Annotated in this window: 25 protein-coding genes; 9 read left to right on the top strand and 16 right to left on the bottom strand. The window is 66.4% G+C overall.

Translation table 11 applies throughout. The annotated features are described in order from the left end of the window. The first annotated feature begins 3 nt into the window (after positions 1 to 3). Together H7I41_RS11200 and H7I41_RS11195 are read left to right on the top strand one after the other, a co-directional pair. Positions 4 to 903, top strand: a complete 900-nt coding sequence (locus H7I41_RS11200) for an alpha/beta fold hydrolase (protein WP_264012650.1) — start codon at positions 4 to 6, stop codon at positions 901 to 903. Positions 904 to 940: 37 nt separating this feature from the next. Beyond that, positions 941 to 1,834, top strand: a complete 894-nt coding sequence (locus H7I41_RS11195) for an aldo/keto reductase (protein WP_372503726.1) — start codon at positions 941 to 943, stop codon at positions 1,832 to 1,834. 78 nt (positions 1,835 to 1,912) lie between these two features. On the opposite strand, the gene H7I41_RS11190 is transcribed toward H7I41_RS11195, so the two are convergent. Next, positions 1,913 to 2,752, bottom strand: a complete 840-nt coding sequence (locus H7I41_RS11190; protein WP_264012648.1) for an SDR family NAD(P)-dependent oxidoreductase — start codon at positions 2,750 to 2,752, stop codon at positions 1,913 to 1,915. Beyond that, positions 2,749 to 3,087 carry a nuclear transport factor 2 family protein gene (locus H7I41_RS11185; RefSeq protein WP_264012647.1) on the bottom strand — a complete coding sequence of 113 codons (339 nt, stop codon included), beginning with the start codon at positions 3,085 to 3,087 and terminating at the stop codon, positions 2,749 to 2,751. The genes H7I41_RS11190 and H7I41_RS11185 overlap by 4 nt, the downstream gene beginning before the upstream one ends. 231 nt (positions 3,088 to 3,318) lie before the next feature. Between H7I41_RS11185 and H7I41_RS11180 the strand changes: the two genes are divergently transcribed. Together H7I41_RS11180 and H7I41_RS11175 are read left to right on the top strand one after the other, a co-directional pair. Next, positions 3,319 to 4,146 (top strand): MerR family transcriptional regulator, encoded by an 828-nt coding sequence (locus H7I41_RS11180; protein ID WP_264012646.1) that lies wholly within the window; start codon positions 3,319 to 3,321, stop codon positions 4,144 to 4,146. A gap of 418 nt (positions 4,147 to 4,564) precedes the next feature. Further along, complete coding sequence (locus H7I41_RS11175) at positions 4,565 to 5,080, top strand: LLM class oxidoreductase (protein ID WP_264012645.1); 516 nt, start codon at positions 4,565 to 4,567, stop codon at positions 5,078 to 5,080. A 250-nt stretch (positions 5,081 to 5,330) separates the two neighbouring features. On the opposite strand, the gene H7I41_RS11170 is transcribed toward H7I41_RS11175, so the two are convergent. The 4 genes from H7I41_RS11170 to H7I41_RS11155 form a co-directional block, all read right to left on the bottom strand. After that, positions 5,331 to 5,720, bottom strand: coding sequence for a hypothetical protein (locus H7I41_RS11170; protein WP_264012644.1), 390 nt, complete (start codon positions 5,718 to 5,720; stop codon positions 5,331 to 5,333). 157 nt (positions 5,721 to 5,877) lie between these two features. Next, positions 5,878 to 6,477, bottom strand: coding sequence for a CIA30 family protein (locus H7I41_RS11165; RefSeq protein ID WP_264012643.1), 600 nt, complete (start codon positions 6,475 to 6,477; stop codon positions 5,878 to 5,880). 53 nt (positions 6,478 to 6,530) lie between these two features. Beyond that, positions 6,531 to 6,998, bottom strand: coding sequence for a DUF4174 domain-containing protein (locus tag H7I41_RS11160; protein ID WP_264012642.1), 468 nt, complete (start codon positions 6,996 to 6,998; stop codon positions 6,531 to 6,533). Between the two features lie 13 nt (positions 6,999 to 7,011). Then, positions 7,012 to 7,950 carry an alpha/beta fold hydrolase gene (locus tag H7I41_RS11155; RefSeq protein WP_264012641.1) on the bottom strand — a complete coding sequence of 313 codons (939 nt, stop codon included), beginning with the start codon at positions 7,948 to 7,950 and terminating at the stop codon, positions 7,012 to 7,014. Positions 7,951 to 8,210: 260 nt separating this feature from the next. Between H7I41_RS11155 and H7I41_RS11150 the strand changes: the two genes are divergently transcribed. After that, positions 8,211 to 8,360 carry a hypothetical protein gene (locus tag H7I41_RS11150; protein ID WP_264012640.1) on the top strand — a complete coding sequence of 50 codons (150 nt, stop codon included), beginning with the start codon at positions 8,211 to 8,213 and terminating at the stop codon, positions 8,358 to 8,360. Between the two features lie 343 nt (positions 8,361 to 8,703). On the opposite strand, the gene H7I41_RS11145 is transcribed toward H7I41_RS11150, so the two are convergent. Next, positions 8,704 to 9,903: a low temperature requirement protein A gene (locus H7I41_RS11145; protein ID WP_264012639.1), complete on the bottom strand. Its 1,200-nt coding sequence runs from the start codon at positions 9,901 to 9,903 to the stop codon at positions 8,704 to 8,706. A 513-nt stretch (positions 9,904 to 10,416) separates the two neighbouring features. On the opposite strand from H7I41_RS11145, the gene H7I41_RS11140 reads away from it, so the two are divergent. Then, positions 10,417 to 10,713, top strand: coding sequence for a putative quinol monooxygenase (locus tag H7I41_RS11140; RefSeq protein WP_264012638.1), 297 nt, complete (start codon positions 10,417 to 10,419; stop codon positions 10,711 to 10,713). 362 nt (positions 10,714 to 11,075) lie between these two features. Then, positions 11,076 to 12,167 (top strand): coiled-coil domain-containing protein, encoded by a 1,092-nt coding sequence (locus H7I41_RS11135; protein ID WP_264012665.1) that lies wholly within the window; start codon positions 11,076 to 11,078, stop codon positions 12,165 to 12,167. 3 nt (positions 12,168 to 12,170) lie between these two features. On the opposite strand, the gene H7I41_RS11130 is transcribed toward H7I41_RS11135, so the two are convergent. The 8 genes from H7I41_RS11130 to H7I41_RS11095 all read right to left on the bottom strand — a co-directional run bounded on the left by H7I41_RS11130 (position 12,171) and on the right by H7I41_RS11095 (position 21,351). Next, entirely contained in the window at positions 12,171 to 12,932 is a 762-nt protein-coding gene (locus H7I41_RS11130; RefSeq protein ID WP_264012664.1) for a DUF1906 domain-containing protein, read from the bottom strand. A 145-nt stretch (positions 12,933 to 13,077) separates the two neighbouring features. Beyond that, positions 13,078 to 14,589, bottom strand: a complete 1,512-nt coding sequence (locus tag H7I41_RS11125; RefSeq protein ID WP_264012637.1) for a serine hydrolase domain-containing protein — start codon at positions 14,587 to 14,589, stop codon at positions 13,078 to 13,080. Positions 14,590 to 14,656: 67 nt separating this feature from the next. Next, positions 14,657 to 16,786 carry a DNA gyrase subunit A gene (locus H7I41_RS11120; RefSeq protein WP_264012636.1) on the bottom strand — a complete coding sequence of 710 codons (2,130 nt, stop codon included), beginning with the start codon at positions 16,784 to 16,786 and terminating at the stop codon, positions 14,657 to 14,659. Positions 16,787 to 16,795: 9 nt separating this feature from the next. Beyond that, the gene (locus H7I41_RS11115) at positions 16,796 to 18,829 is read right to left on the bottom strand and encodes a toprim domain-containing protein (protein WP_264012635.1); all 2,034 of its coding nucleotides are present in this window, start codon (positions 18,827 to 18,829) and stop codon (positions 16,796 to 16,798) included. Between the two features lie 164 nt (positions 18,830 to 18,993). Then, on the bottom strand, positions 18,994 to 19,275 hold the full coding sequence (locus H7I41_RS11110; protein ID WP_264012634.1) for a hypothetical protein: 282 nt from the start codon (positions 19,273 to 19,275) through the stop codon (positions 18,994 to 18,996). Positions 19,276 to 19,402: 127 nt separating this feature from the next. After that, on the bottom strand, positions 19,403 to 20,335 hold the full coding sequence (locus tag H7I41_RS11105) for a serine hydrolase (protein WP_264012633.1): 933 nt from the start codon (positions 20,333 to 20,335) through the stop codon (positions 19,403 to 19,405). Positions 20,336 to 20,410: 75 nt separating this feature from the next. Further along, positions 20,411 to 20,731 (bottom strand): DMT family transporter, encoded by a 321-nt coding sequence (locus H7I41_RS11100; protein ID WP_264012632.1) that lies wholly within the window; start codon positions 20,729 to 20,731, stop codon positions 20,411 to 20,413. Next, on the bottom strand, positions 20,728 to 21,351 hold the full coding sequence (locus H7I41_RS11095) for an FMN-dependent NADH-azoreductase (RefSeq protein ID WP_264012631.1): 624 nt from the start codon (positions 21,349 to 21,351) through the stop codon (positions 20,728 to 20,730). The genes H7I41_RS11100 and H7I41_RS11095 overlap by 4 nt, the downstream gene beginning before the upstream one ends. A gap of 147 nt (positions 21,352 to 21,498) precedes the next feature. Between H7I41_RS11095 and H7I41_RS11090 the strand changes: the two genes are divergently transcribed. Next, positions 21,499 to 22,032: a TetR/AcrR family transcriptional regulator gene (locus H7I41_RS11090; RefSeq protein WP_264012630.1), complete on the top strand. Its 534-nt coding sequence runs from the start codon at positions 21,499 to 21,501 to the stop codon at positions 22,030 to 22,032. Positions 22,033 to 22,035: 3 nt separating this feature from the next. Here H7I41_RS11090 and H7I41_RS11085 read toward each other — a convergent pair whose 3' ends face one another. After that, a complete protein-coding gene (locus tag H7I41_RS11085; RefSeq protein WP_264012629.1) occupies positions 22,036 to 23,064 on the bottom strand; it encodes an aldo/keto reductase in 1,029 nt (342 codons plus the stop codon). 88 nt (positions 23,065 to 23,152) lie between these two features. Here H7I41_RS11085 and H7I41_RS11080 point away from each other — a divergent pair, with 88 nt between their 5' ends. Next, positions 23,153 to 23,806 carry a TetR/AcrR family transcriptional regulator gene (locus H7I41_RS11080; protein ID WP_264012628.1) on the top strand — a complete coding sequence of 218 codons (654 nt, stop codon included), beginning with the start codon at positions 23,153 to 23,155 and terminating at the stop codon, positions 23,804 to 23,806. The last annotated feature ends 57 nt before the right edge of the window (positions 23,807 to 23,863 follow it).

Raw genomic sequence — 23,863 nt, 5'->3', positions numbered from 1 at the left:
GACATGACCACAGCGCGCGATGTCGACGTCCAGCACGGCCGGGCGTGGGTCGTCCCGGATGAGACCGTTCGTATCGGCTACACGGTTGTCACCCCACCTGCACCCACAAAGACCGTTGTGCTCCTGCACGGCGCCCCCCAAACGCGATATGAGTGGCGCAAGGTCATGATGCCGCTGGCCGCCGCGGGCTATCGGGTGATCATGCCCGACTATCGCGGTGCCGGCGCATCGGACAAACCTCGTGACGGATACGACAAGTGGACCATGGCCGGTGACATCCACAGTCTTGTGCGCGAGACCCTGGGCGTGGCGGAGCCTGTCTCGCTGGTCGGCCACGATCTCGGGTCGACGCTGGCTCTGGGTTTCGCGCTGCGGTACCGCGATGATGTCGTGAGCGTCACCTTCATGGAGGCTCCGCTGCCGGGCACCGACTATTACACATGGCGAGTAGGTCAGAAGTCGGCGTGGCAGTTCTCTTTTCATGCCAACACCGACATCGCGGTGTATCTCACGCACGGACGTGAACGTTGGTACATCAACCGATTCTTCGACGAGTTGGCCTATCAACCGGATGCGATCTCCAATGCTGACCTCGACGTGTACGCCCGCGCGTTCGAGGCCCCAGGAGCAATGCGCGCACTGTGTGAGATCTACCGGGAACTCGACCGCGACGCCGACGACAACCGTGCCGCGCTGCACAAGCACGGCAAGCTCAACATTCCTGTACTGGCCTCCGGAGGTGCTACCAATCCTCTCGGGAAGAACTTTCGGGCGATGTGCGAAGAGGTCGCTGAGTCGGTGACAGTTCGGCTTGTGCCGGACTGCGGCCACTGGGTGGCCGAGGAGCAGCCCGCCTATTTCACCCAGATGTTCTGCGAATTCGACGCGGCCGCCCGGGCATGACGATCAGTACCAGAACACAAAAACGGAGGTACATGCAATGGTAAACGTGAATCCGCAGACGATCAATATCGCTGGTAAGCCGGTCTCGCGCTTGGGTTTCGGTTCGATGAGATTCACCGGACGCGGGATCTGGGGTGAGCCCCAGGACCGGGACGAATGCATCGCCGTGGCCCGTCGGGCGGTCGAACTCGGCGTCCAGTTCATCGACACCGCCGACTCCTACGGTCCACACATCGCCGAACAGATCCTTTACGAGGCGCTGCATCCGTACCCCGACGGTGTCGTGATCGCCACGAAGGCGGGCTTGACCCGAAACGGACCTGACGTCATAGACACCGACGATGGGCCCAAACGCCTCGGGCCCGCGGCGTGGCCACCGGTCGGACGGCCCGAATACCTGCGGCAGCAGGTATTGATGAGCATGCGCCGCTTGGGCGTCGACCAGATCGATCTCTTGCAGCTGCACCGGGTGGATCCCAAAGTGCCGTTGGCCGACCAGATTGGTGAGCTCAAGGCGCTCCAGGAGGAGGGCAAGATCCGCGAGATCGGCATGTCACAGTGCACCGTGGAGCAGCTCGACGAGGCGAGGCAGATCGCCGATATCGTCAGTGTCCAAAGCCGGTTCAACGTCATCGACCGCAGTGCCCAAGACATGCTCGAGGTGTGTGAACGCGACGGGCTCGCGTTCATCCCGTGGGCGCCGGTGGCCCAAGGCGGGCTGGCAGAGGCCCACCAAGCGCTCGCTGACGTCGCCCGGTCACACCAGTGCACCGTGGGGCAGGTGGCGATCGCCTGGCTGTTGCACGTCTCACCGGTCGTGCTTCCCATCCCCGGTACCTCGCAACGCACGCATCTGGAAGAGAATGTGTCCGCCGCTGAACTGAAGTTGACGCCGGAACAGATCGACCAGCTCACTGCGGCTTCTGTCTGATCGAGTATGGCAGCACGGTGCCAGTGCTGGTGCGGTGAGATCGGTTGACCGGGTGGACGTTTTAGCTCAGCTGGTCGATTAGTCGGGGAAATCCGCGCTACGAGAGAGGGTCTCGTTCGTCCGGATGTCGGCAAGGGTCTGCTGCAGCGTATCGATCACGGCGTCGTATCCGCTATTGCCCAGAACCAGCCGACGGGGCGGCCGCTCTTGGGCCATCGCCGCGATCACCGCACGGGCACCACGGTGCGGATCGCCGGGCTGCACACCGTCCATCCCGACGAAGACGGCCCGGACCTGCTCCAGCATGTCGTGATACACCGAAATCGCCTCCTCGACAGGTTCGTTGGTGAAACCAGCGTAGGCGTTGGTGCGGAATGCCCCCGGTTCGACTGTCAAGACGGAGATGCCCTGCTCGGCGACCTCGTCGCGCAGCGCATCGGTGACGGCTTCGATGGCGAACTTCGTCGCACTGTAGTAGCCAAATCCGGGCGCCGATACAAGCCCGGCCACCGAGGACACATTGACGATCCACCCGTTGCCGCGGGCGCGCATCCCCGGCAGCACCGCACGTGTCACCGACAGCACGGCGAAGAAGTTCAGCTCGAACATTGCCCGCAACGAGGACTCGTCCATCGCTTCGATCGATCCGTACCAACCGCGGCCGGCGTTGTTGACCAGCACGTCGATGCCGCCGAAGTGCTCCTCTGCGGCATGCACAGCACGCTGCACCTGCGCGGCGTCGGTGAGTTCCAGCGGCACGACCAGAACGCGGTCGCCGTACTGCTGCGCCCACGTCGCCAGCTCCTGCGGGCGCCGGGAGGTGAGCGTCACGCGGTCCCCGGTCTCCAGCGCCGCCTCGGCGAACGCCACCCCGAAGTTGCCGGGGGTGCCTCCGGTGATGAACCAACGCCGCGTCATGGCTCGATCACCACCCGGCTGATCACAGTGCCGTCGAGGGTGAAGCGGTAGTGCAGGTCGGCGACCCCGCCCGGGAAGTTGCCCTCCAGGTGCTGTCCGACGTCGACGCCTGCCTCGGTTGTGGTCGCGCCGGAGAATGCGGTGGTGTAGGTGTACTCGGCGGCCGCGGTGGCCACCCAGGCCCCGATCTCGTCATGTCCCTTGTAGTCGTGGCCTTCGTCGGTCACCACGGCATCGGTGGTCAGTGTGGCCAGCGCTTGGTCCACCGCACGGGCATCGAGCGCGGTCATGAACGTTCTTATGGTGTCCGGGAGTGCATCCCATTCTGTGGTCATGACCCCACGTTGGATCTTCCCCTAAGGGGAAGGTCAACCCCCGGCCGGAGAATTAGTTCCTGGGCGCCCGACAGCCGGGCCTGAGGCTCTGTTCGCTCGCTGGTGCCTGCGGATGGCGGTCTCGTACGCAATCATCGGACTCACGCCGCAATGTTGACCTTCCCCCAGGGGGAAGCTGCACGATGGCCTCACCCGAGAAGGCAGGGCAGACAGATCGCATAGGAGGACGCCATGGGCGCACAGGTCTCGATCGGTGACTTCGCCGTAATGACCAGCCTGAGCAGGAAGGCGCTACGGCACTACCACGATATCGGCATTCTCGAACCAGCCCACATCGACTCCCATACCGGCTACCGTTTTTATGACACTGGCCAGGTCGATTCTGCACATATCATCCGCCGGTTCCGATCTCTGGGCATGTCCATTCCCGACATCAAGGCGCTCCTGAGCACAGAAGACGCCGCGGCCCGCACCGAGATCATCACCACCCATCTCGAACAGATGGAGGAGCAGCTTCAGCAGACTCGTAACGCCGTTGGCGCGCTGCGCGAGTTGCTCTCGCCCGTAACCGCTCCCGCCCACGTGGAGTTGCATCACAAGCCGGTGCTCGCGGTGTGGTCCGTAGGCGCCACCATTGATGTTTCCGAGATCGACAGCTGGTTCGGGATGGCGCTGGGGACGCTGCGGGAGGCAGTCGCGGCGGCAGGAAGCGCACCTCTCGGGTTTGTGCCGGGTGGCCTGTACGACCGAGCGCTGTTTCTGGAATCTCGGGGAGAGGCGACTCTCTTCGTACCCGCTCCAAACTTCGCGCACCCCCCGAAGGGCATCCGTGCCGAGGTCTTGCCTCAGGCCGAGTTCGCGGTGCTCACGCACTCCGGCGGTCACGACGGCATCGACCGCAGTTACGCGGCTCTGGGAATACACGTAAACGAGCATCTGATCAGCGATCAGGGACCGATCCGCGAGCACTACATCGGCTCCACGCCCTCGGATCCATTTAACTTCACCGCCACAGAGATCTGCTGGCCGATCTTCAGCACCACCCCACCGCCGGAATGAAAGCGGTCCTCGGCCAGTTCATCCCGCGGTTACTTCAGCGCCCGTTGCGGCGCCGATCCGAAGGAGACAACTGACGTGCACGAGCAGTTCGGCACTTACGGTGCGTGGCTCAATCCCGCACTGGGCGACGCACCCCGTATCGAATACGCACCTCAACTCGAAGAGCTGGGTTATCAGACAATCTGGGTGGGAATCGGTGCAGACCCCGTAGGTGGCATGGAGCTGCTTGAGCAGATGATCGCCGCGACAAGACATGCGATCATCGCGAGCGCAATCATCAACATGTGGCAAGACGACGCCCGCAGCATCGCCCACCACTACCACCGGATCGTCGACCGCTACGGACCTCGCCTGCTGCTAGGCATCGGTCTCGGCCATCCTGAAAAAACGAGACGCCTACGCAAAGCCCTACGAGCGGATGGTCCACTACGTCGACGCGCTCCTCGAGGGCAAGGTGCCGGCCGAGGCGATCGTGATCGGCGCCCTGGGAACGAACACGCTCAAACTGGCCGGCGACAAGACATTGGGGGCGCACCCTTATCTCACCGTGCCCGCGCACACCCGCTATGCACGAAAAACGATGGGGAGCAACGCGTTTTTGGCTCCCGAGCACAAGATCGTGCTGACCGAGGACGATGACGTAGCGCGAAGTATCGGCCGGCCCGCCGTCCAGAATCCCTACCTCGGCTTGCGAGATTACACCAATAACCTGATGCGGCACGGGTTCACCGAAGCCGACGTCGACGGGTCAGGCAGCGACGCACTCATCGACGCCTTGGTCGCCCACGGCTCCCCGGAGACGATCTACACCCAGATCAACGAGCACCTCACCGCCGGCGCCGACCACATCGGCATCCAAGTCTTCGCCGAGGACCCCGCCGCCTCACCTGTGCAGGCCTTCCGCGCCTTGGCAGAGCACCGCCCCGCTCCGTGAGACGCAGCTGGGGATTCACGCGCTGCGTGAGACAAACCGCGATGCGACCAGGCGTGAGACGCACCGAATGCTGCAGGTCAGCGTCATGCTCGCCTGCAGCCGACCGCGAGAACCTACAGGTCCGGCGGAGGGGTCCAGAAACAGCCTCACGGGCACTGGGGTGCGCCACGAAGCTCGTGAGATGAACGTGAGTGGGTCTGTCGGACAGCGGTTCTCGTGCCAACTGCCGTTGTCCGACCCGACCGCCCAACTAGCAGGGAATGGGGATGCCCGTGAACATGTCCCTGCCGGTGCACTCGGCCGCAGCTCCCGGCGGAATGTTCGGGCCATCCCAGACACTGCTGCCCTCGACGGTGATCTTCGAATCCGAGTACCGATAGGTGACGGGGTCCAGCGGGCCGACCCAAACCTGATGCGGCACGTTGCCCATGCCTGATTTGACGTACTGCCATGTGTGACAGACGTTCATGTCCCACTGGTACATGGCCCCGGGCCCAGGCGGATTGTGCATGGACATCCCCGGGCACCACTGGTGTGGCTGCGAGGGAATGGCCTGGGCGGCTCCAGTTCCCATGCTCAGGCCTGCGGCCGCGAGACCTACTGGCGTCAGCGCTGCGGCGAGTATCCGTGTGATTCGCATGATCGTGTTCCTCTTCCTCCGCGCACCGATCGGTGACGGCGCCATCCCGTGAAGTACACCGCGGCAGAGTGTCTACCGATCTCAAGAGACCACGGCCGCGGCAGTTACGCGCCGATTTCACACAAATATGGCCTCGACCGGCGAGACGGGCCGGACCTCAGGTCGTGGCGTCGATGGCGGTGACGGTGAGTTCGAAGGGACCCTGCTGTTTGTCGAGAATGTAGACCGACACCTGATCGATGCCTGACGGGTCCACAGTCTGAGGCGCGTCCGGTGCGGGGTCGAGTCGCATGCCCACTGGCTGGAAGCCCTCGATTGGCAGCTCGTATGTCCGCTGGACGTCCGCTTCCGTGGCGAAACGCTGGGCGTAGGACCATGGTTGCCCTTCAATGCCCACCTTCAACAGATACGTCTTGCCATCGCCGAGGGCGCGCACGCGCAGCGACTTCGCGCCTGTTGCTCTTCGCCCGAGATCGGCGTCCTGCGGACTGCGGGCCGAGGCGAACCCGCCGTTGTTCTCCAGCGAGATGTTGCCCGAGAAGACGAGGCCACCGTTTCCGAATGTGATCCTCGACGTTGACATGCCGCCCATGACGGGATCGTTGACCGTCGTCCACGAGGCCACCTCGCCGGCATCGTCGAGGTCGAAGAGAACGACGGCGGCTTCTTCCGACAGCGACGCCGGGGCGGACGAAAGAGGGGTCTCCGACCCGTTCGCGTCGGACGATGGCGCGGCGCCGCACGACACGGCGAGCACGGCCGATGTTGCGAGTGCTAGACCGGTCAGGCACCGTCGGATTGCCCCCGACATCAACACCGACTCGCGGCGCTCGTCTCGCGGCCTCGCATGGGCATACCGTCGACGGCGGCATAGATTCTCCGGAGATCGGGCACGTCGTCGACGCGCAATTTCTCGCCCCCGTCCTTACTGATCAACACCACGGCGAAGGCGTCGTCACCGACCCCATAGTCGTCGGACAACCGTCGAGACTCCTCGGCAGTGATGACCTGACTGTCCAGCGTGCTCGTGCCCTCGGTCACCACGAGGCCGAGCACCATGTCGCGGTCGGCGAAGTCGCATCGACTGGCCTCGATGCGGGCCAGAGTCTCGAGGAGCCGGGGGTCGCCTTCCGTGGGCGCGAACACCAGCAGGGGCCGACGTTCCCAGAGGTAGTCGTCGAGTCCGACGGCCCCGGCGGTAGCTGACCCGAGAGCACTGGCTGACAGAAAAATCGCGAGGACGAGCGCCAACCGCACGCCACTGCGCTTCACCGACATAGTGATGATGACTCTACGGCTCAACGACGAATTCGACCCCGGCGGTGATGGCGGGCCGGTGGCGCAGGATCCGGTAGTGAGCCAGCCTGCCGAGGCCCTTCGTGGTCAGCAGGCGCGCGCCCGGCCACATCGCTGCGAGTCGCTGACTGGCCGCATACGGGGCATCGGGGTCGTCCGGATCGTGGATGACGAGCAGCGGCGGAAAGCCCGCGCGGCGGCCGACGTGGTCCATGTTGGTCTCGTGCAGCGGCATACCGATCCGCTTCTCCAGTCGGCGCTGCAGCCCGGCCCGAATCCGGCGGCCGAAATTGTGCCGCGCCGCGAACAGGTCCAGATACAGGGGAAAATCGCCCATCGGCGAGAGAAGTACCAATCGCCCCACACTGGCGCCCTCCGCTGCCGCGCACACCGTGGCATTCCCGCCGAGCGAGTGCGCCACCACCGCGTGTGCCTGCCCGTGGGTCTCGATCATGGCCTTGATCGCCTCAGCACACTCGACCGACGTCGTCCGCCCCGGCGCGAGCTCGCCCGGGTCGGACTCGTTGTGGCTGGGCAGGTCGAACGCGATGACGCGGTAGCCGGCGGCGACCAGTGGCTTGACGAACATCGCCAGATGCGGCCGTCGGCCGCCCCAGCCGTGCACCAGGTAGATCGGCGCTCCCTCGCCCCACTCCTCACCGACCACCCGGTGCCCATCCCAGTACGCCTCGAGTGGCTTGCCCGGCGGCACACCCGGCGGCATCCGCAGAGCCGATTCCATGATCGGCGGGGTGCACCACAACTCCACTGCCCATCGGGAGCCCAATCGGGGTGCTAGCCACTCGAGCACGCGGAACCGCCTGCGGACGTCGTCGGCGACCGGCGGAAGAATGTCAGAGCCGACGACGTCGAGTGGGGGTACCTCATCTACCGGGGCGAACTCCGACGCCCGGTCAGACTCGCGTTCTGTCATGAACGTCGCTCGGGTCGATTGGTGGCACGCGGCGACCTTAGCAGCGTCGCATCGGCGGCCCAGTCCCGTCCTCGCCTGGATCGATCAGCGCGGCCCTGGTGCCGATGACCGAGCGGGATCTCCGCGCCGCCTCGAGCGGGACGTTCGACGTGACGATCCAGACCGTCACTGACTCCCCGGTTGGGCGGAGCGCAGACGGGGCACTCGCATCCCACGCATTCCGACGGGACGAGCCCGGCGGCCCCAATAGAGGACGTGACATGACGATGCCCAGTGACGCCGCAGACGCGGTGGAGAACGTCGGACCCAACGAAGGTCCGCGCGACCACGAAGGGGTCGACACCGATCACGAGGCCTACGTCGACGAAGACAATGCGCCCCATCCCGGCGACGCCAACGAGGCCGACTGACGACGGCGACGACATGACCGCGGTGTCGTTCGGTCACTGATCGTCATCGCCAGAGGCGAATCGAAACGATGTCCGCGATCGTGCGGGTGGGAGGCGGCGAGCGGGCCGAGGCAAAGGTGAACCGGACCCAGGAGCTGAGCGCCGCCCTGTTCCTGTGGTGGCCAGCGTGCTGACACGGTCATCAGTCACCCCGCCAATGGACTCGACGGACTCGCTCCCGGTCGACGCTGACGAGCGTTCCGGATACAGGGCAGCCGACGGTTACGAGAACTTTGACGAAGGTCGTTGCAGGACTGTCAAGTGTCAATCGCCTCGGCGGTGCTGACGTCAGCGGGAATCGTTCTCACCGCGCGGCTCCCGCTGTTCCGGTGCCGATCTGCGGTCGCCGCCACAACTCCCATGCGAGCCGCAGGACTCCGATCGCGGTGAGGATCGCCAGCGACAAGACGGCGGGGACAGAAATGGCGACCGGAAACACCAGGAGTGACGCGGCGGCGGTGAGGAGCCGATCGACTGTGAGTTGGTGGTGGTCCCGCCATCTGTAGGCCACCTCGGCGGCGTAGAAGAGTGCCACCCCTCCAGTGAGGGCGAGGGCCGCGAGCGGCGAAAGCGGCTCGCCGATGTGTTCTACAGAAACTCGTGCCCCGACGGCGAAGAAGATGATCCCCGCGATGAGCGGCAGGTGCAGATAACTGTAGGCGTCGCGGGCCAACAGCGGCCGATCGGCAGCGGATGTTCGCCGCATCCGTTCTTCGGCTCCTGCGGTGAGGCCGAAATAGGTCCACCACAGCGTGGCCGAGATCAGCACTCCGAGAACAACAGCGCCGAGGACACCGGGACGGTGCAGGCTCTCGGTCGCCCCCCCGCCCAGCGAGATGATCGTCTCGCCAAGCGCGATGATGACGACCGCACCGTGGCGTTCGATGAAATACGAGGGCACGACCCGAAGTCCGTTGGTTCCCGCGATCAATGGAGTTCCGAAGTCCACCGCCGCCGCCGCGACCCACATCAGCTCACGGTAGGGGGAGTCCACAAATGCGGCGGCAACGAGCAGCGCCGGGCCGAAAAGCAGGCCCGGCACCAGTCTACGGATCGTCGACGCCGATTCAGTCTCGTCTCGGGATGCCGAGGCGATGAACATGGCGGCGTTGATGAGGCGGACGGCGAGCAGTGCGAGCCCGAAAACGAGGGCCCCTGTGGTGAATGCGGTCGGCAGCGCGATCACCGCGACGAGCATCGCCGCCATCGCGAAGATGATCAGCGTCGTATGGATGACCCGCGCCATCTCGAACATGTTGGTCAGCCAGGCGTAGCACACCCACGCCCACCAGAGGGCGAGCAGAGCGAGCGCACCCTGGCCGAAGCCGTGCCAGGAGACGTCATGGAGTATCAGGTGGGTGACCTGCGAGATCGCGAACACGAACGTGAGGTCGAAGAACAACTCGAGGTTGCCCATCGACCGCCCGTCCGCCTCCCGCGATTCGTCGGTGCCGGCCTCCTGGCCGGCGGATCCCTCGGTGGCGTTTCCGTCATCGACCGTCATCGTCGGCTGCCCCTGCGGATTCCCGCGGTGGCCACACCGCGGTATTCGGTGTCCGACGTTTCTGGCATGACAAACCTCCGGGGCGAGATCGCGAGTTCGGTTTCGCCCGACACGGGCACGCGTCGCAGCGGAGCCGGTGGTGCCTGCGTGCCGGTACTTCGCTCTCTTAACGTGCGATGCCGAAGTGGACCAGGGAGCGGGCCGGCGAGCCGAATCTTCGGGGCGAGACTCGGCCGGTGAGTGCAACGCGGGTGCGACCGTCGTAGCGAGGATGTCGTCATCGACGGGAATCTGATCTCCAGCCGCATCAGCCGCATGCCCCAACCTCTCAGGTCTATCCACCTCGGATCATCGTCTTCGGAGGTCGATACCGCGGAGAATTGTTTGATCTGTCGGGACGACGCTGCGACTTACGGTGGGCACAGTGATTATCGGGTAGCCAACGGGACACACTGCCGCTGCGGCAAGGGTGGGTGCGCTCCCGTGATCCACCACAAGAGAGGCAGATCAACCATGGCGACAAAGGCATTGCTGGTACGGATTGAGGCCAAGCCCGGCAAAGAGGACGCAGTCGAGGAGTTTCTGCTTTCGGCGCTGCCGCTGGTCGAGCAGGAACCCGGCACGAAACCATGGTTCGCGGTTCGGTTCGGCCCGTCGACGTTCGGCATCATCGACGCGTTCCCGGACGAGGAGGCACGCGAGACGCATCTTGGCGGGCCCGTCGGAAAGGCCCTTGCGGAGAAGGCCGACGAGCTCTTCGCCTCCCCACCCGACATCAGCAAGCTTGACGTCATCGCCAACAAGCTCTGACGATGCCGTTGCGCCGAGCCGCCGGTCAACGAGCGGGGGTATCGGAGGTCGTAGCCGGTGAGTCCAGCAATGCGCCCCAACCGGTAGCGCAGGTGCTTCGATGAATGTGTGGTGGCCGGCGCGCATTCAGCCCGTCCGGCGGCTCTCCTACCACCACACAATGCGGGCGCCGCAGGTCGTGACCCAGGGCGTCGGAGCCGAGCGGTGACCTGTACTCGGGCACGTGACCAGACACGTGGGGCGGTGCTGGTCAGTCGGCCACCGCACCACTCCGGAGTAGACATCGTCGGTGTCAGTTCGTACCCTTGCCCGCGAGAGCCAGGCCAAGATCAGTCCTCAACCGAAGGATCGTGACAATCCGCGTGACCGGGGTGCGTGACCTCCTTCGGCGAACAGTGTGCGGAGTGGCGACCGCGGTCCTGGTGCTGGCCATGTCGATGGCGGGCGTCAACGCCGACCCGGCGGCCGACGCGTTGTCCGAGCTCAACGAGTTGTCCCAGCAGGCCCTGAGAACCCGTGAGGCCGTCACATCGGCCCAGCGCGATTCCGACGCCAGACTGGCTGAGCAGGCCGCCGCCACCGACCGCCACCGCGCCGACCTGGCGGCCCTGGAGGTCGCGAACACCCAGCTGCAGCCGCTTCAATCCGCCGCCGACCGGATCGCGGCGATGAACTACATGAGTGGGCGTGACGGTCAGATGGCGGCGGTCCTGTCCGCAACCTCGCCCCAACAGCTGATCGATCAGTTGTCGCTGCAACGGACGGTCGGCTCGACCATCGCCGATCAGATGAAGGCGTTCCAGGCAGCCCGTGAGCGTGCGGCCACCGCCGCCCAGGCGTCGGAGAGGTCGGCTGCCGACGCCACTGCCGCGGCCGAGAAGGCCGCCGAAGTGCGCGCAGAACTGCAGGCCAAGTTGAGCGAACTGCTGCGCCAGATCGCCGCCGCGGAGGCACAGTACGCGGCGCTGACACCGCAGCAGCGAGCGATCATCGACAGCGCGCCTCCACCGACCGTGCCCGCTCCGCCGATCGCCGCGCCGCCGGGCGTGCCTCCCGGCGACGTGGCTCCACCCCCTGCGGCTGTCGTCCCGGAGATCCCGGAGGCACTGCCCGTCGGCGTCGCGTCGGAGGCCGGGTTGCAGCCCAACACCGTCCTGGCCGCCAGGGCCGTCAGCCAGCAGTTCCCCCAGATCGCCGAGATCGACGGAGTTCGGCCGGACTCGAAGCCGTGGCATCCCAGCGGCCTGGCGATCGACATCATGATCCCCAACCCCGAGAGCCCCGAGGGCATCGCGCTCGGCGACCAGATCCTCGCCTTCGCGATGAGCAATGCCGGCCGGTTCGGGTTACAGGATGTGATCTGGCGCGGCACGTATTACACGCCGGCCGGTCCGCAGGCCTCGGGTTACGGCCACTACGACCACGTGCACATCACCACGACGCCACGTCGCTAGACCTCACGGATGCAGATTCCACTGACCGCAGTCCTGCGCCAGTACGTCGTTGACGTCGACGCGGATGCCGCCGACCACCGGACCCGGATTCGAGGCGGTGTCGATGATGCGCTGGTAGAGAACCGCGCCGGGGTAGATCTGACCGTTCGACCAGGACCGGGTCTGCCACGCCCACACTTTGCCGGGTGACTTCGATCTTCCGATCACACCGTCGGCGGCCGCCCATTGGCACGGTCTGATACCGGCGTAGATCCCGGTACGCAGCTCTCCGATCACCGAATTGATCCCGCGAAACCACGGCAGCGCCAGCCTGTTCCATGTCTCGCGGTCGATGTCGTCGTCGACGCTGAAGAATATCGGGGCGCTCCGGCCGCCGCCCGCAGCGGTGTGGAGCTGCCACGCGGTGCGCGCGTCGGCGACGCCTCCGGCGTACCCGCGGGTAAAGTCCGATGGCGCTGTCCCGCCCGGCTTGCCGTACTGGTAGTTGCTGACGATGACCAGTCCGGCGGCGTTCAGCGACTGCGCATACGGCAGGGTGATCGGCTTGGCGCCGAACGACGAGCCCGGCCGCGAGGTCGAGACGTAGTTGATCACCCCGGCGTGGCCGGCGGCCCGGATGTCCCGGGCCGGGATCTGACGCATGGCGAAGTCGATCAGCGTCGGAGCGGCGGCCGCCGCCGTCGGTGCGCCGGCACCGGTTGCCGCACCGAGTCCGGCCAGCGCCGACGCCCCGATGGCGTAGCGCAGTGCGTCACGCCGGGAGATCGACACGAGGCGATGTTACCAATGTGACAGCTGTGATTTGAGCTCATCATCGGCGCGGCGGCCAGTTCGTTGCCCCGAGGGGACGCGCGGAGCCGACGGATCAATCCGCAGCAGCATGTGAAGACAACACGACGAGGAGTCCGACCTAGGTGCCGTAAAGATGGAGGGCACGTGCGGTCTCGGTGGCCACGTAACCGCTCAGTTTGGCAATCGGTGGACCGCCGCGCTGATGGATCACATTCGCGAGGACGATCACGTAGGTGTCAGACCCCGGATCCATCCACAACGTGACTCCGGTGAACCCGGTGTGGCCGAAGCTACCGATGGGAAAGACGGCGCCGCGTGGTCTCGAGTGGGCAGTGTCGATGTCCCAGCCGAAGCCGCGCAGATCATGTCCCGGTATCGCCGGGTAGTGCGCAGCCAGCAGTTGATCTGTTGTGGTGAAGACCGTTTCGGTGGCCTCGTTCGCCGCCTGGACCTGCCCGGCATGGTGCCCGGGTTGCTGCGGAGTCGTCATCATCTGCACGCTCGCCTGCCTCAGCGGAAAGGTGCTCGGGCGGTCGGCGAGCCGGTCGAGAAGCGCCTGCGCGTAGAGGCCCACGTCGTGCACCGTCGTGAACACTCCGGCGCTCCCGGCCACCCCGCCCATGCGGCGTGCCGTCGGGTCGTGCACGGTCCCGCGAAGCGGGTGACCATAGTCGGGGTTGATGCCCGGAGTGTCCTCGTCGAGAGCTGTCGGTGCGATGCGCGCCAGCAAGTCGGTGCTCCACGCATCCGCCGGGCAACTCCCCACCGTCGGTCCCCGGGGATCCAGGGCGATCGCCGTACCCCGGATCCGGTGTGGGCCGCACGCTTTGGTGGCCGGGAGGTAGTAGGTGTCTGACATCCCCAGTGGTCCGAACACGTTGTGCTCAACGTAGACATCTTCGGGCTCGCCGGTGATCTTCTCCAGCAGCGCGCCCAGGATGATGAAGTTGATGTCGGAGTAGTGGAAGCGTTCTCCGGGAGTAGAGACCACCCACGCGGCGAGCGCACGGCGAACGCCCTCCGCCTTGTCGGCCTTGTCCAGACCCCACGGACCGTCCAGGCTCAGGTCCCCCGCTATGCCCGAAGTATGGGTGAGCAACATGCGCAGAGTGACCTGCGCGCGGCGCGGATCGTCGGCCGGGTTGAAGTCGGGAAGGTACGCCTGCACCGGTTCGTCGATCCGAACCCGGCCTTCTTCGTGGAGCTGCATGACGGCGGTCGAGGTCGCGAGGCTCTTCGTCAACGAGGCCAGGTCGAAGATGGTGTCCTCGGTCATCGGCTCCGCCGGGGCGGGTGACCCGTCCAGCCCCGGTTCGCCGGCAAGCTTGCGCGAGCCGAAGGCCTGGCGGAAGACGATCTTGCCTTCGTGTCCGACCTGGACGACGGCGCCGGGTAGCCGCCGCGCCGCGACGGCGTCTTCGATGAGCCGGGAGACGGGGGAGAAGTCTCCGGTCGGAGTCACATCAGCGACGGCGGGTGCCGGCGACGGGGTAGTCGGAGCGGTCGTCCTCGGTGTGCCGGTGCCGGGCGGTGGAGACGCAGTATGTCCGCATGCCGGGGCCGCAGCGAAAGTGCACACCACGGTTCCAACCGCGAAGAGCCGGGCAAGGCGCGAGCGTGACACCGTCACCCGGTCGACGGTAGCCGGGCGCAGTGCCGACAGCACGAGATCGACCGCGATCGCTTGCCGGCGAGCTTTACCCCGCAGGCGTCACGTCGCTGCCGGAACCCTTGACCGAGGCCTTGGCACGCTTCTCGGCTCGCACCGCCCGCTTGCCGCGCACGTATCCGGTCGCGGAGACCGCAGCCGCCAGCAGCGCGGTCTCGCCGCCGACGAACGGGTGGAATCCGACGCCGGCGCCGCCACGGCCCTTCACCGGGATGTCGGCGACTTCGGTGACCTTCCAGCCCTTCTCGGAGATCGACAGGATGGCCTCGCCGTTCTCGCACGTGAGCGGCAGCGCGGCGATCACCTCGTCGCCATCCGCGGCCAACTTCACTCCGGCCACGCCGTTGCCGGCAGCGCCCTGGGGATTGACCGCGGCGGGATCGATCCGCAGCACCTTTCCGCGTCGCGTCACCAATGCCAGATGCGAACCGGGTGCGAGGACCCCTGACTGCACCAGCCCGGTGATGTCCGGTGCCACCGGGATGTCGCGGATCTTGAACGGCAGACCGTTCCCGTTGGTGAACTTCACCCGACCGTCGGTCCACACCGCCCAGCCCAGCCCCGAGGTGAGCAGCTCTCCGTGCCGGTCGGAGAACACGCCGCGGTCATCGAGTCGCCAGGCGGTGTTGACCTTCCGCTCACGGGAGCCGTCCTCGTCAGACCCGGACACCGTCGGTGTGGCGTCGACATCGAGCACGGTGCGACGGTCGAATTCAGGCCCCTTGAACAGTTTCGCCGTCTCCACCAGCTCCTGGTCGATCACCACCCGCCGCGCATCGGGATTCGACACCAGCTCGGTGAGTTCGACGAATTCGGCGTCCAGCTTCTCCGCTTCGGCCTGCAACTCGATGACGTCGAGCTTCGTCAGCCGGCGCAGCTGCAGCGCCAGAACGTAATCGGCCTGTTCGGTGTCGATCGCGAACCGCTCCTGCAGTCCGTGCCGTGCCTCGTCGACGGTGTCGGAGCTACGAATGATCGCGACGGCGGTATCGATGTCGAGATGGATCTTCATCAGGCCCGCGACCAGGTGGCGGCGCGCGGTGACCTTCTCCAGCCGGTACTGGCTGCGGTGCAGCACAACCGAATCGCGCAACGACAGGAACGCGGCGATCAGCTCACGCACCGACCACCAGCGCGGAACCCGGTTCTCGTCGAGCGCGACCAGACTGGCGGCGAACGAGCCTTCCAGCGGCGTCAGGGCGAGCAGCTGTTCACGGATCTGCTCGGCGCTGTGACCGCGCTTGGCGGTGACCACGATCCGTAGGCCGTTGCGCCGGTCGGTCAAGTCCGACATGTCGGCCACGCCGGACAGCTCGCCGGACTCGACCAGCGCCCGGATCCGTTCCTGCACGGTCTGGCTCGCCACGCCCGGTGGTAGCTCGGTGACGATGACGTTCTTGCCGTCCACCGAGACCGTGCCGCGCACGGTGAACAAGCCACGGCCGGTGGTGATGTACTCCCGCAGCCCGTTGGCGCCGACCACGCTGGCGCCGCAGCCCCAGTCGGGGCCGGGAATGAGTTTGACCAATCTGTCGTCGGTCATGTTCGGGGTCTTCAGCAGTGCTCGGCAGGCTGCCATGATCTCGCGCGGATTGTGTGCGGGCACCTTGGTGGCCCAGCCCTCGGCGATGCCGACGGCACCGTTGCACAGCAGCACCGGCCACTGCGCCGGCAATACCGTCGGCTCGATCCATTCGCCGTCGAACGTGGAGACCATCGGCACCGCGTGGTCTGCGAGTTCGGCGGTCAGTGCCGCGCCCGGCGCCGACAACCGCATCTCGGTGTAGCGGTCCGCCGCGGGGATGTCGCCCTGGATGCGCGGAAAGGCACCCTGCCCGTCGATGACCTTCACGCGCTGGAACTCGGCGGCCATCAGCGCCGCGGCCCCGTACATCGAGGCACCGCCATGTGGGTGCAGATTGCCGGTGACGGCCGAGCACACCTTGGAGGACTTCTGCGGCTTGTTTCCGGGCAGCAGTCTGGAGTCGTACATCTGATACAGCAGACGGCGCTGCCCCGGCTTGAGACCGTCGAAGGCGGATGGGATCGCGCGGTCACTGACGCTGTAGAGGGCGAAGGTGAGCTGGTAGTGGTTCCAGTAGTCGTCGGCGCTCTGGTCGAGCACCAGGTCGGGATTCTGCTCGATGATGGCGGTCACGTTGTACTCCTACTCGAGGTCCAGAGCAGCGGTGTCGATGCGCGAGGCCACATCGGCCATCCACGTCCGCCGGCCCTCTGGCGGTCCGCCGAACAGAGTGTGGTGCAGCTTCGGGTCGCCGTCGTCGAGGTGCACTCGGATCACGGTGCGCCGCTGCGGATCCAGCACGGTGTTCCAGAAGTCGTCGGCGTCCATCTCGCCGAGCCCCTTGTTCCGCTGGACCTCCACCTTGCGTTTGGAGTTGGCCTTCATCTGTGCGACGGCGGCGTCGCGTTCGGATTCGTCCTGGCAGTAGATCCGCTGCTGGCCGTCCTTGACGACGAACAGCGGTGGCAATGTCACGTAGATCATCCCGGCCTTGACGAGTGGGCGGTAGAAGTCCAGGAACATCGAGATGAGGCTCGAGTTGATGTTGCCGCCGTCGGGATCGGCGTCCGAGGCGAACAAGATGCGGTCGTAGCGGCACGATTCCGGATCGCAGTTGTCACGCACCCCGCAGCCCAGGATCCGCTCGATGGAGTCGAACTCGTCCTTGACTCTGGCCTTGCTCAGGGTGAAGCCGTAGACGTTGGGCGGCTTGCCCTTCAGCGGAAAGGCCGCCTGGAAGGTGGCGTCGCGCGCCGCCTTGATGGTGCCCAGTGCCGAGTCGCCCTCGCACAGGAACAACTCGGCTCCGGACCCGCGGCCGGTCTCCCGGCTGGGTAGGAGCTTCGGCGGCAGCGACAGATTGGTTCCGAGGCCCTTCGCCTTCGACGCCGCCCGGGACCGGGCCTTGGCGCCTTCGGCGCTGCGCCGAGCGCGGGCCGCCTCGAGCGCCATTTTGGTCCACAACGCCACCGCGTCGCCGTTGCCGGGGTTGGCCGCCCAGATGGTCACGCTGCGTGCCACATCCGGAACCATCGCGACGTTCAGCGACCGCGAGGACACCGCGGTCTTGGCCTGCGAGTCCCATGACACATCGGGCGCGCGGGTGTCCACGGCCAGCGCGGTCACCGCGGCGAAGTCCTGGGCCTCCGGGCCGTCCTCGCCTTTGGCCAGGCCCAGATCGCGCATTCGCGAGGCGCGGTCGGCGAGTGCTTCGGACAGCCCCTTCACCGCAGCGTTCAGGTGCGAGCCACCGCCGGGCGTTCGCACGGTGTTGCAGAACGCGGCGACGGTGGCCGGCTCGGCGGGCCCGGCCGTCATAGACCAGCGGAAGGGAGTCGCGCCGCGCCCGGTGGTGTACTCGCCGCGGCCCTCCACCGCCGCGCGCACGCCGGGAACGGGCGTGCCTCCGGCAGTGCACATGAGATCCAGGAGAGTGTCGGTGCCCCACGGGCCGGTGAACGGTTCGGTCAGCTCGGGCCGGACCTCCTCGCCGGGCCAGCCCTCGTCGGTGACTGTCAGGTGCACTCCCGGCGACATCCGGGCCGCGGCGTGCGCCCGCAGCAGCACCTCGTTGATGTCCACGCTCGAGTCCGGCACCACGGCAGGGTCGAACAGGATGCGCACCGTGGTCCCGTGCGCGTCGGGCTTGCGGTTGGCGGAGCCGCGCAGCTTCTGGGTGTCGGCACGGGTGAACGGGGCGTCCGGGTCGAACTCCTTGCCCTCGAACACGCCGGGATAGCCGCCGCCGAAGCTCTGCAGGTAGGTTTTGCCGGCACGGCGGACGGTCACGTCGGTTCGCGCGGAGATGAACACCGCGGCCGCGGCGCCGATTCCGTTCAGTCCCGCGCCGGTGCTCGTGGCGTCGGTGTGCGCGGAGAACTTGCCACCCGCCCGTGCGGTTCCGAGTGTCTTGACGATCCCGTTCTTCCCGTTCACGGGGTCGGAGTCGACGGGCAGACCGCGGCCGTCGTCGGCGACGCTGACGGAACCGTCGGCATGCAGGGTGATCGTGACGTGTGCCCCGCCGTGGCTGGGATCGGCGACCTCTTCGATCGCGTTGTCCACCAACTCGCGCAGCGCAGTGTTGAGCACGTCGAGCCCGAGGTTCACCGCGGGCCGCAGGCGCGTGTGCTGGACATCGTCGAGCTCGGTGATGTCGGCGGCGGTGTAACTCACTGCTCGTTCCTTCCATCGGCCACGGGTGTGCCGCAGGAATCGTAAACGGCGTATCGGACATGTTTGCGCAGCCGCGGCGGTGTGCCAGCCGACTGGAGCACCACACCGCGGACGAAGAGCTCCGCCGCCACTGCCGCGGCGTGATCAACGCCTTGGAAGCGTCCTCAGCCCTCGGCAGCTCCGCTATGACGTCCGCGACCCCTCGACAGGGGTTGAAGGTTGACTTGCACGAACAACAAGAGGTCGAGCACGGTGAGCACGGCCAGGACATAGCTCATCGGCGGGTGGCTGAACGGTAGGTACAGGATCAGCGCGCAGAGGGAGCCCAACATGACCATCTGTCCCACCGTCGCCCACAGACCGCGGCGAATCAGGACAACGAGCACGGCGAAATACAGCAGTGGCAACAGCACCCACCAGTAGTCAGTCCACACATCAGTGAGCATCGCCCTGCCTCGCCTTCCGGAATTCTCACCCTAACCCGGTGCATTGCGGGTGTTACTCACCAAAGTCCGGCGACAATCCGCGAGGCGGTGCGATCGGGTTCCGCTGCGAGACAAGCGTTTTCGCCGGTCAGATCTTGCCGCCCGGGAACATCGTCTTGACGGCCGCTGTGATGTTCGCGCGCGCCGCGGCCTCGCTGGTGGGATCCAGGGAGCCGATGGCCATCACGTAGCGGCGTTCGGATCCGATCGCGCCGGTGGACACGTGCAACTGGTTGGCGCCGTTCCAGCAGCAGAACCAGCCCTGCTTGACCGCGACCGGCTCGGCGTAGAGCCCTTCGGGGATGCCGAACCGCTGCGGATATCCGTCGTTCCCTGTCGGCGTCGATTGCGCAAGGTTGCTGATGATGATGTTCGCCTGTTCTGGCGGCAGCCCGCCTGTGCCGTCCAGGAGCATGTCGTAGTAACGGACCAGATCGCTTGCAGTGCTGGTGGTCACGTCCCAGTGCCCGTTGTAGGGCGCCGTCGTGCCCGACAATCCGTACCGCGCCTTGACGCGGGCGATGACGGCGTTCCCGCCGCTGCGGTCCCAGAAGTTCTGGGCGGCGCTGTCGTCGGAGGCGCGCAGCATCGTGTCGAGCGACGTGCGGTCGGCATCGGAGAGCTTCGTCTTGCCCTCGGACTCCTGCAGCAGCAGGTCGTCGGCGATGAACAGCTTCACTACGGATGCGATTGGGAAGGGCCTGTTGTCTCCATTCGAGACGATCTGACCGGTGTTGCGGTCCATGACGACGGTCTCGATGTCGGCGCCGGATGCGGCCGCGTCGGCGGTGGCCTGACGAACGCGGGCGTCGAGGCCGTCGAATGAGGCCGTCGGTTGCGCAGGTGGCGCCTCGGGCAGCGCCGGGAGAGGGGCCTGCTGCGCGGCCACCGGCGCCTGTGGAGTGTTCTCCGCGGCCGGCGGCGAACCCCACACCTGGGCCTCGCAGCCGGTGACGAGCAGCGCCGCCACACCGACGATCGCCAATCTCGTCATCGCCCGTACAGGCAGTCGCTGACGCATCAATCTCCTCCGAGCCGATCCAGACCCAAGGGGTATCCCCTGCGCCCACCTGTTAATCAGGCTAATCGAATCGGCTCAGTTCGACGCGGCCTGCAGTATGACGACGCCGCTGACGACGAGGGTGATGCCGGTGAGTCGCAGGGCTGTGATGGGGTCGCCGTAGATCAGGATGCCGAGTGTGACGGCGCCGGTGGCTCCGACGCCGGTGAACACGGCGTAAGCGGTGCCGACCGGTATGTCGCGCATGGCGAGGGTGAGCGGGTAGACGGCCGCGACGGCGAGCGCCAGGCACAGCAGTGTGGGAAGCGGTCTGGTGAAGCCCTCGGTCGGTTTGATGCTCTGTGACCACGCCACCTCCGCCAGCGCAGCGGTCATCAGCCATCCCCACGCAGTCATCGGGGTCCCCGCGGTGCGAGTGCATCGGTGAGCTGCTGGACAGCGCGGTTCGCCGAGTCCTGGTCGGGTGTGAGCGTCTGCAGTCGCAGTTCATGAATGTCGGTGATGCCGCAGTACTCGAGCCACCACCGTAGGTATGTCGACTGGTGATCCACGCCGAAGGCCGGGGTCAGGCCTGGTGCGTACACCCGGCTGGTGTAGATCGTCACTGCGCGTCTGCCGCCGAGCAGGCCGCGGTAGCCGGTCGCCGGATCGAAGGTGAAGGCGACGCCGGGTTGTGTGACGGTGTCGATGAAGAGCTTGAGTGACCATGGGATGGCGCCGTTCCACATCGGCACCGCGAAGACCAGTGTGTCGGCGAGTTGCACGCGCGCCGCCACGTCCAGCACCTCCGCCCAGTCGCCGGCCGCTTCTTCCGGGACCGGCTGTCGTGCGATCACCGCCATCTTCGCATCGACCTGCCGCTGGCCGAACGGGGCGAGGTCGGAGAACGTGTTCAGGCGGTCCACCTCGACGTCGGCACATCTCATGCGACAGGCCTCGATGAACAGGTTGGCCAGACGTAATGAACAAGAGTCTTCGCCGCGGGGGGAGGCGTTGATCAGCAGCACTCGGTTCATCCCACTCCTTCAATGTGCGGAACTGTGTTCCGTGAGTTCAACCCGCGGGTCCGGAACGGTATTCCGCAATAGGATGGCGGCGTGCTACAAAGTGGGTCGACCGGGTGGCAGCCTCAGCGTGAACTCGCGGCACGCAACGAAGCGAGCGTGCTCGACGCCGCGCGTGCACTGCTGAGCGGGCCCGACGCCGGCGACGTCGACATGAGGGTGATCGCCCAGCGCGCCGGCGTGGGCGTCGGAACGCTCTACCGAAGGTTTGGTGATAAGGCCGGACTACTGGCCGCCGTCGTCGGCGACGATGAGCGGACCCTGCAGGAAGCGATCCTGTCCGGGCCTCCGCCTCTCGGCCCCGGCGCCCCGGCCGGCGACCGGATCACTGCGTTCCTCGAGGAGCTGGTGTCGCTGACCGAGCGCAACCTCGGCGCGCTCCTGGTGACCGACGCGACCCCGCCGGGACGGCTGAAGCTGGGCGCCTATCAGGGGTGGCGGCTGCACATCGTCACGCTTCTGCGGGCAGCTCGGACCGACCTCGACGCGACGAACGCCGGCTGGCACGCCGACATGCTGCTGGCGTCGGTGGACCCGCAGCTCTACGCATATCAGCGCCGCGATCTGAAGATGAGCAAGCGACGCATCGCGACGAATGCCAAAGGGCTTGCAGCTGCAGTCATCCGGACATGAGCCTCAGACCATGGGAGGGTTGAGCGTCGCGAAACCTTCCTGCCGGTAGTAGGGGAAGTAGGGATACGGCGCGTCGACCGCGCTGGCCCGGTCCAGCCGCCCGACCTGCTCGGCGGTCAGTCGCCATCCGGCTGCCCCGAGGTTCTGAACCAATTGGGCCTCGTCGCGGGCGCCGATGAGGACCGACGACACCGTCGGCCGGCCGAGCAGCCAGTTGAGCGCGACCTGCGCGACCGTGTGCTCGGACTCCGCGGCGACGATCTCCAGTGCGTCGACGATAGTGAACAACCGCTCGTCGTCGACGGGCGGTCCCGCGTCAGCGGTGGTGTGGAGGCGACTGCGCTCCGGTAGCGGTGCGCCTCGACGAATCTTGCCGGTCAGCCGCCCCCACCCGAGCGGACTCCACACCAGTGCGCCGACGCCCTCCTCCCGAGCCAGCGGCATCAACTCCCACTCATAGTCGCGGCCGGCGAGCGAGTAGTAGACCTGGTGTGCCACGTACCGCGGGCGATGGCCGGAATCCGCCCGCGCGAGTGACTTCATCAGTTGCCATCCCGAGAAGTTCGATGCTCCGACGTAGCGGATCTTGCCCTGGGTGACGAGTGTCTCCAGTGTCTGCAGCACCTCGTCGATCGGCGTGAAGGCGTCATACCCGTGCAGCTGGAACAGATCGATGCGATCGGTGTTCAGGCGGTGCAGCGCGGACTCGACCGCCCGCAGCAGCCGAGGTCGGGAGGTGCCCCAGTCACCCGGCGAGGTGGGCAGCGCAGCCTTGGTCGAGATCACGACCTCGTCGCGGATTCCGCGTAGCGCCGCTCCCAGCACCTCCTCCGATGCGCCGTCGGAATACACGTCGGCAGTGTCGAACAGGGTGACTCCGGCGTCGAGGCATCGCTTGACGATGTGCTGGGCCGCCTCGACGTCGGTGTCGCCCCAGGCGCCGAAGAACTCACCGACTCCGCCGAAGGTGGCGGCACCGAAGCCGATCTCGGACACCACCAGGCCGGAATCGCCCACTCGTCGATACTCCATGTCACTCCTTAACAAGAAGATGTTCTCTTTAACTGACATTGTCGGCAACAAGCCTTATCGGGAACACATTCCCGTTAGCATGGGCAGCATGACCGGAATGTCACGGCCGGGTGGTCGGAGTGCCGCGGTACGGACGGCGGTCCTGGGCGCGACAACCGACCTTCTGGTCGAGGTCGGTCTGGATGCCGTCGAGCTCACTGTCGTCGCCGATCGTGCAGGCGTCGGGCGGTCGACCGTCTACCGGCGGTGGGGATCGGTGGCCGCGTTGATGGCCGACCTTCTGGTCGATATGGCCGAGACGTCGGTGCCGCGCGCGGACACCGGGTCGCTTTGCGGCGATCTCCGCGCCAACGCGGCACTCGTCCGTCGCACCCTGTCGTCCGGTCGTCAGGGGCGGTTGTTCAAGGCGATCATTGCCGCCGCCACCTACGACGACCGCACCGCGGAGGCGCTGTCGGAGTTCTATAACCGCCGGATCGCCGAATGGTCGACCTGTGTCGACGACGCAGCAGCCAGGGGGGAGGCACCCCTTGGCACCGACTCCGCGGCGGTGATCCGGCAGGTGTCAGCGCCGCTCTACTACCAATTCTTGACCAGCACCCGACGTCTCACCGAGCGCGACGCGATCCGTGCCGCGGACGCGGCGCTGGCCGCCGTGGCAGCCGGTGTCTTCGCCTCGACAGTGAAATCCGCCGCACCCCGGCCAAAGGCGCACCGCAACCGGTCTCGATCCGGCTCCTGACCGCTGAGCGTGTCGATGAGCCGGCGCGTTTGTTTCCGGATAAAAGTAGGTACCTGA

The sequence above is a fragment of the [Mycobacterium] manitobense genome, assembly GCF_025821665.1.
Classification (GTDB): Bacteria; Actinomycetota; Actinomycetes; order Mycobacteriales; family Mycobacteriaceae; genus Mycobacterium; species Mycobacterium arseniciresistens.
This window is presented reverse-complemented; position numbering and strand designations above follow the sequence as displayed.

Excerpts from the sequence above, each read along its gene's own strand:
- H7I41_RS11190 (WP_264012648.1), bottom strand. The coding sequence starts at position 2,752 with ATGACGCGGCGTTGGTTCATCACCGGAGGCACCCCCGGCAACTTCGGG.
- H7I41_RS11175 (WP_264012645.1), top strand. The coding sequence starts at position 4,565 with ATGGTCCACTACGTCGACGCGCTCCTCGAGGGCAAGGTGCCGGCCGAG.
- H7I41_RS11145 (WP_264012639.1), bottom strand. The coding sequence starts at position 9,903 with ATGACGGTCGATGACGGAAACGCCACCGAGGGATCCGCCGGCCAGGAG.
- H7I41_RS11085 (WP_264012629.1), bottom strand. The coding sequence starts at position 23,064 with ATGGAGTATCGACGAGTGGGCGATTCCGGCCTGGTGGTGTCCGAGATC.
- H7I41_RS11200 (WP_264012650.1), top strand. The coding sequence starts at position 4 with ATGACCACAGCGCGCGATGTCGACGTCCAGCACGGCCGGGCGTGGGTC.
- H7I41_RS11140 (WP_264012638.1), top strand. The coding sequence starts at position 10,417 with ATGGCGACAAAGGCATTGCTGGTACGGATTGAGGCCAAGCCCGGCAAA.
- H7I41_RS11095 (WP_264012631.1), bottom strand. The coding sequence starts at position 21,351 with ATGAACCGAGTGCTGCTGATCAACGCCTCCCCCCGCGGCGAAGACTCT.
- H7I41_RS11080 (WP_264012628.1), top strand. The coding sequence starts at position 23,153 with ATGACCGGAATGTCACGGCCGGGTGGTCGGAGTGCCGCGGTACGGACG.
- H7I41_RS11155 (WP_264012641.1), bottom strand. The coding sequence starts at position 7,950 with ATGACAGAACGCGAGTCTGACCGGGCGTCGGAGTTCGCCCCGGTAGAT.
- H7I41_RS11100 (WP_264012632.1), bottom strand. The coding sequence starts at position 20,731 with ATGACTGCGTGGGGATGGCTGATGACCGCTGCGCTGGCGGAGGTGGCG.
- H7I41_RS11105 (WP_264012633.1), bottom strand. The coding sequence starts at position 20,335 with ATGCGTCAGCGACTGCCTGTACGGGCGATGACGAGATTGGCGATCGTC.
- H7I41_RS11110 (WP_264012634.1), bottom strand. The coding sequence starts at position 19,275 with ATGCTCACTGATGTGTGGACTGACTACTGGTGGGTGCTGTTGCCACTG.
- H7I41_RS11195 (WP_372503726.1), top strand. The coding sequence starts at position 941 with ATGGTAAACGTGAATCCGCAGACGATCAATATCGCTGGTAAGCCGGTC.
- H7I41_RS11185 (WP_264012647.1), bottom strand. The coding sequence starts at position 3,087 with ATGACCACAGAATGGGATGCACTCCCGGACACCATAAGAACGTTCATG.
- H7I41_RS11180 (WP_264012646.1), top strand. The coding sequence starts at position 3,319 with ATGGGCGCACAGGTCTCGATCGGTGACTTCGCCGTAATGACCAGCCTG.
- H7I41_RS11160 (WP_264012642.1), bottom strand. The coding sequence starts at position 6,998 with ATGTCGGTGAAGCGCAGTGGCGTGCGGTTGGCGCTCGTCCTCGCGATT.
- H7I41_RS11150 (WP_264012640.1), top strand. The coding sequence starts at position 8,211 with ATGACGATGCCCAGTGACGCCGCAGACGCGGTGGAGAACGTCGGACCC.
- H7I41_RS11170 (WP_264012644.1), bottom strand. The coding sequence starts at position 5,720 with ATGCGAATCACACGGATACTCGCCGCAGCGCTGACGCCAGTAGGTCTC.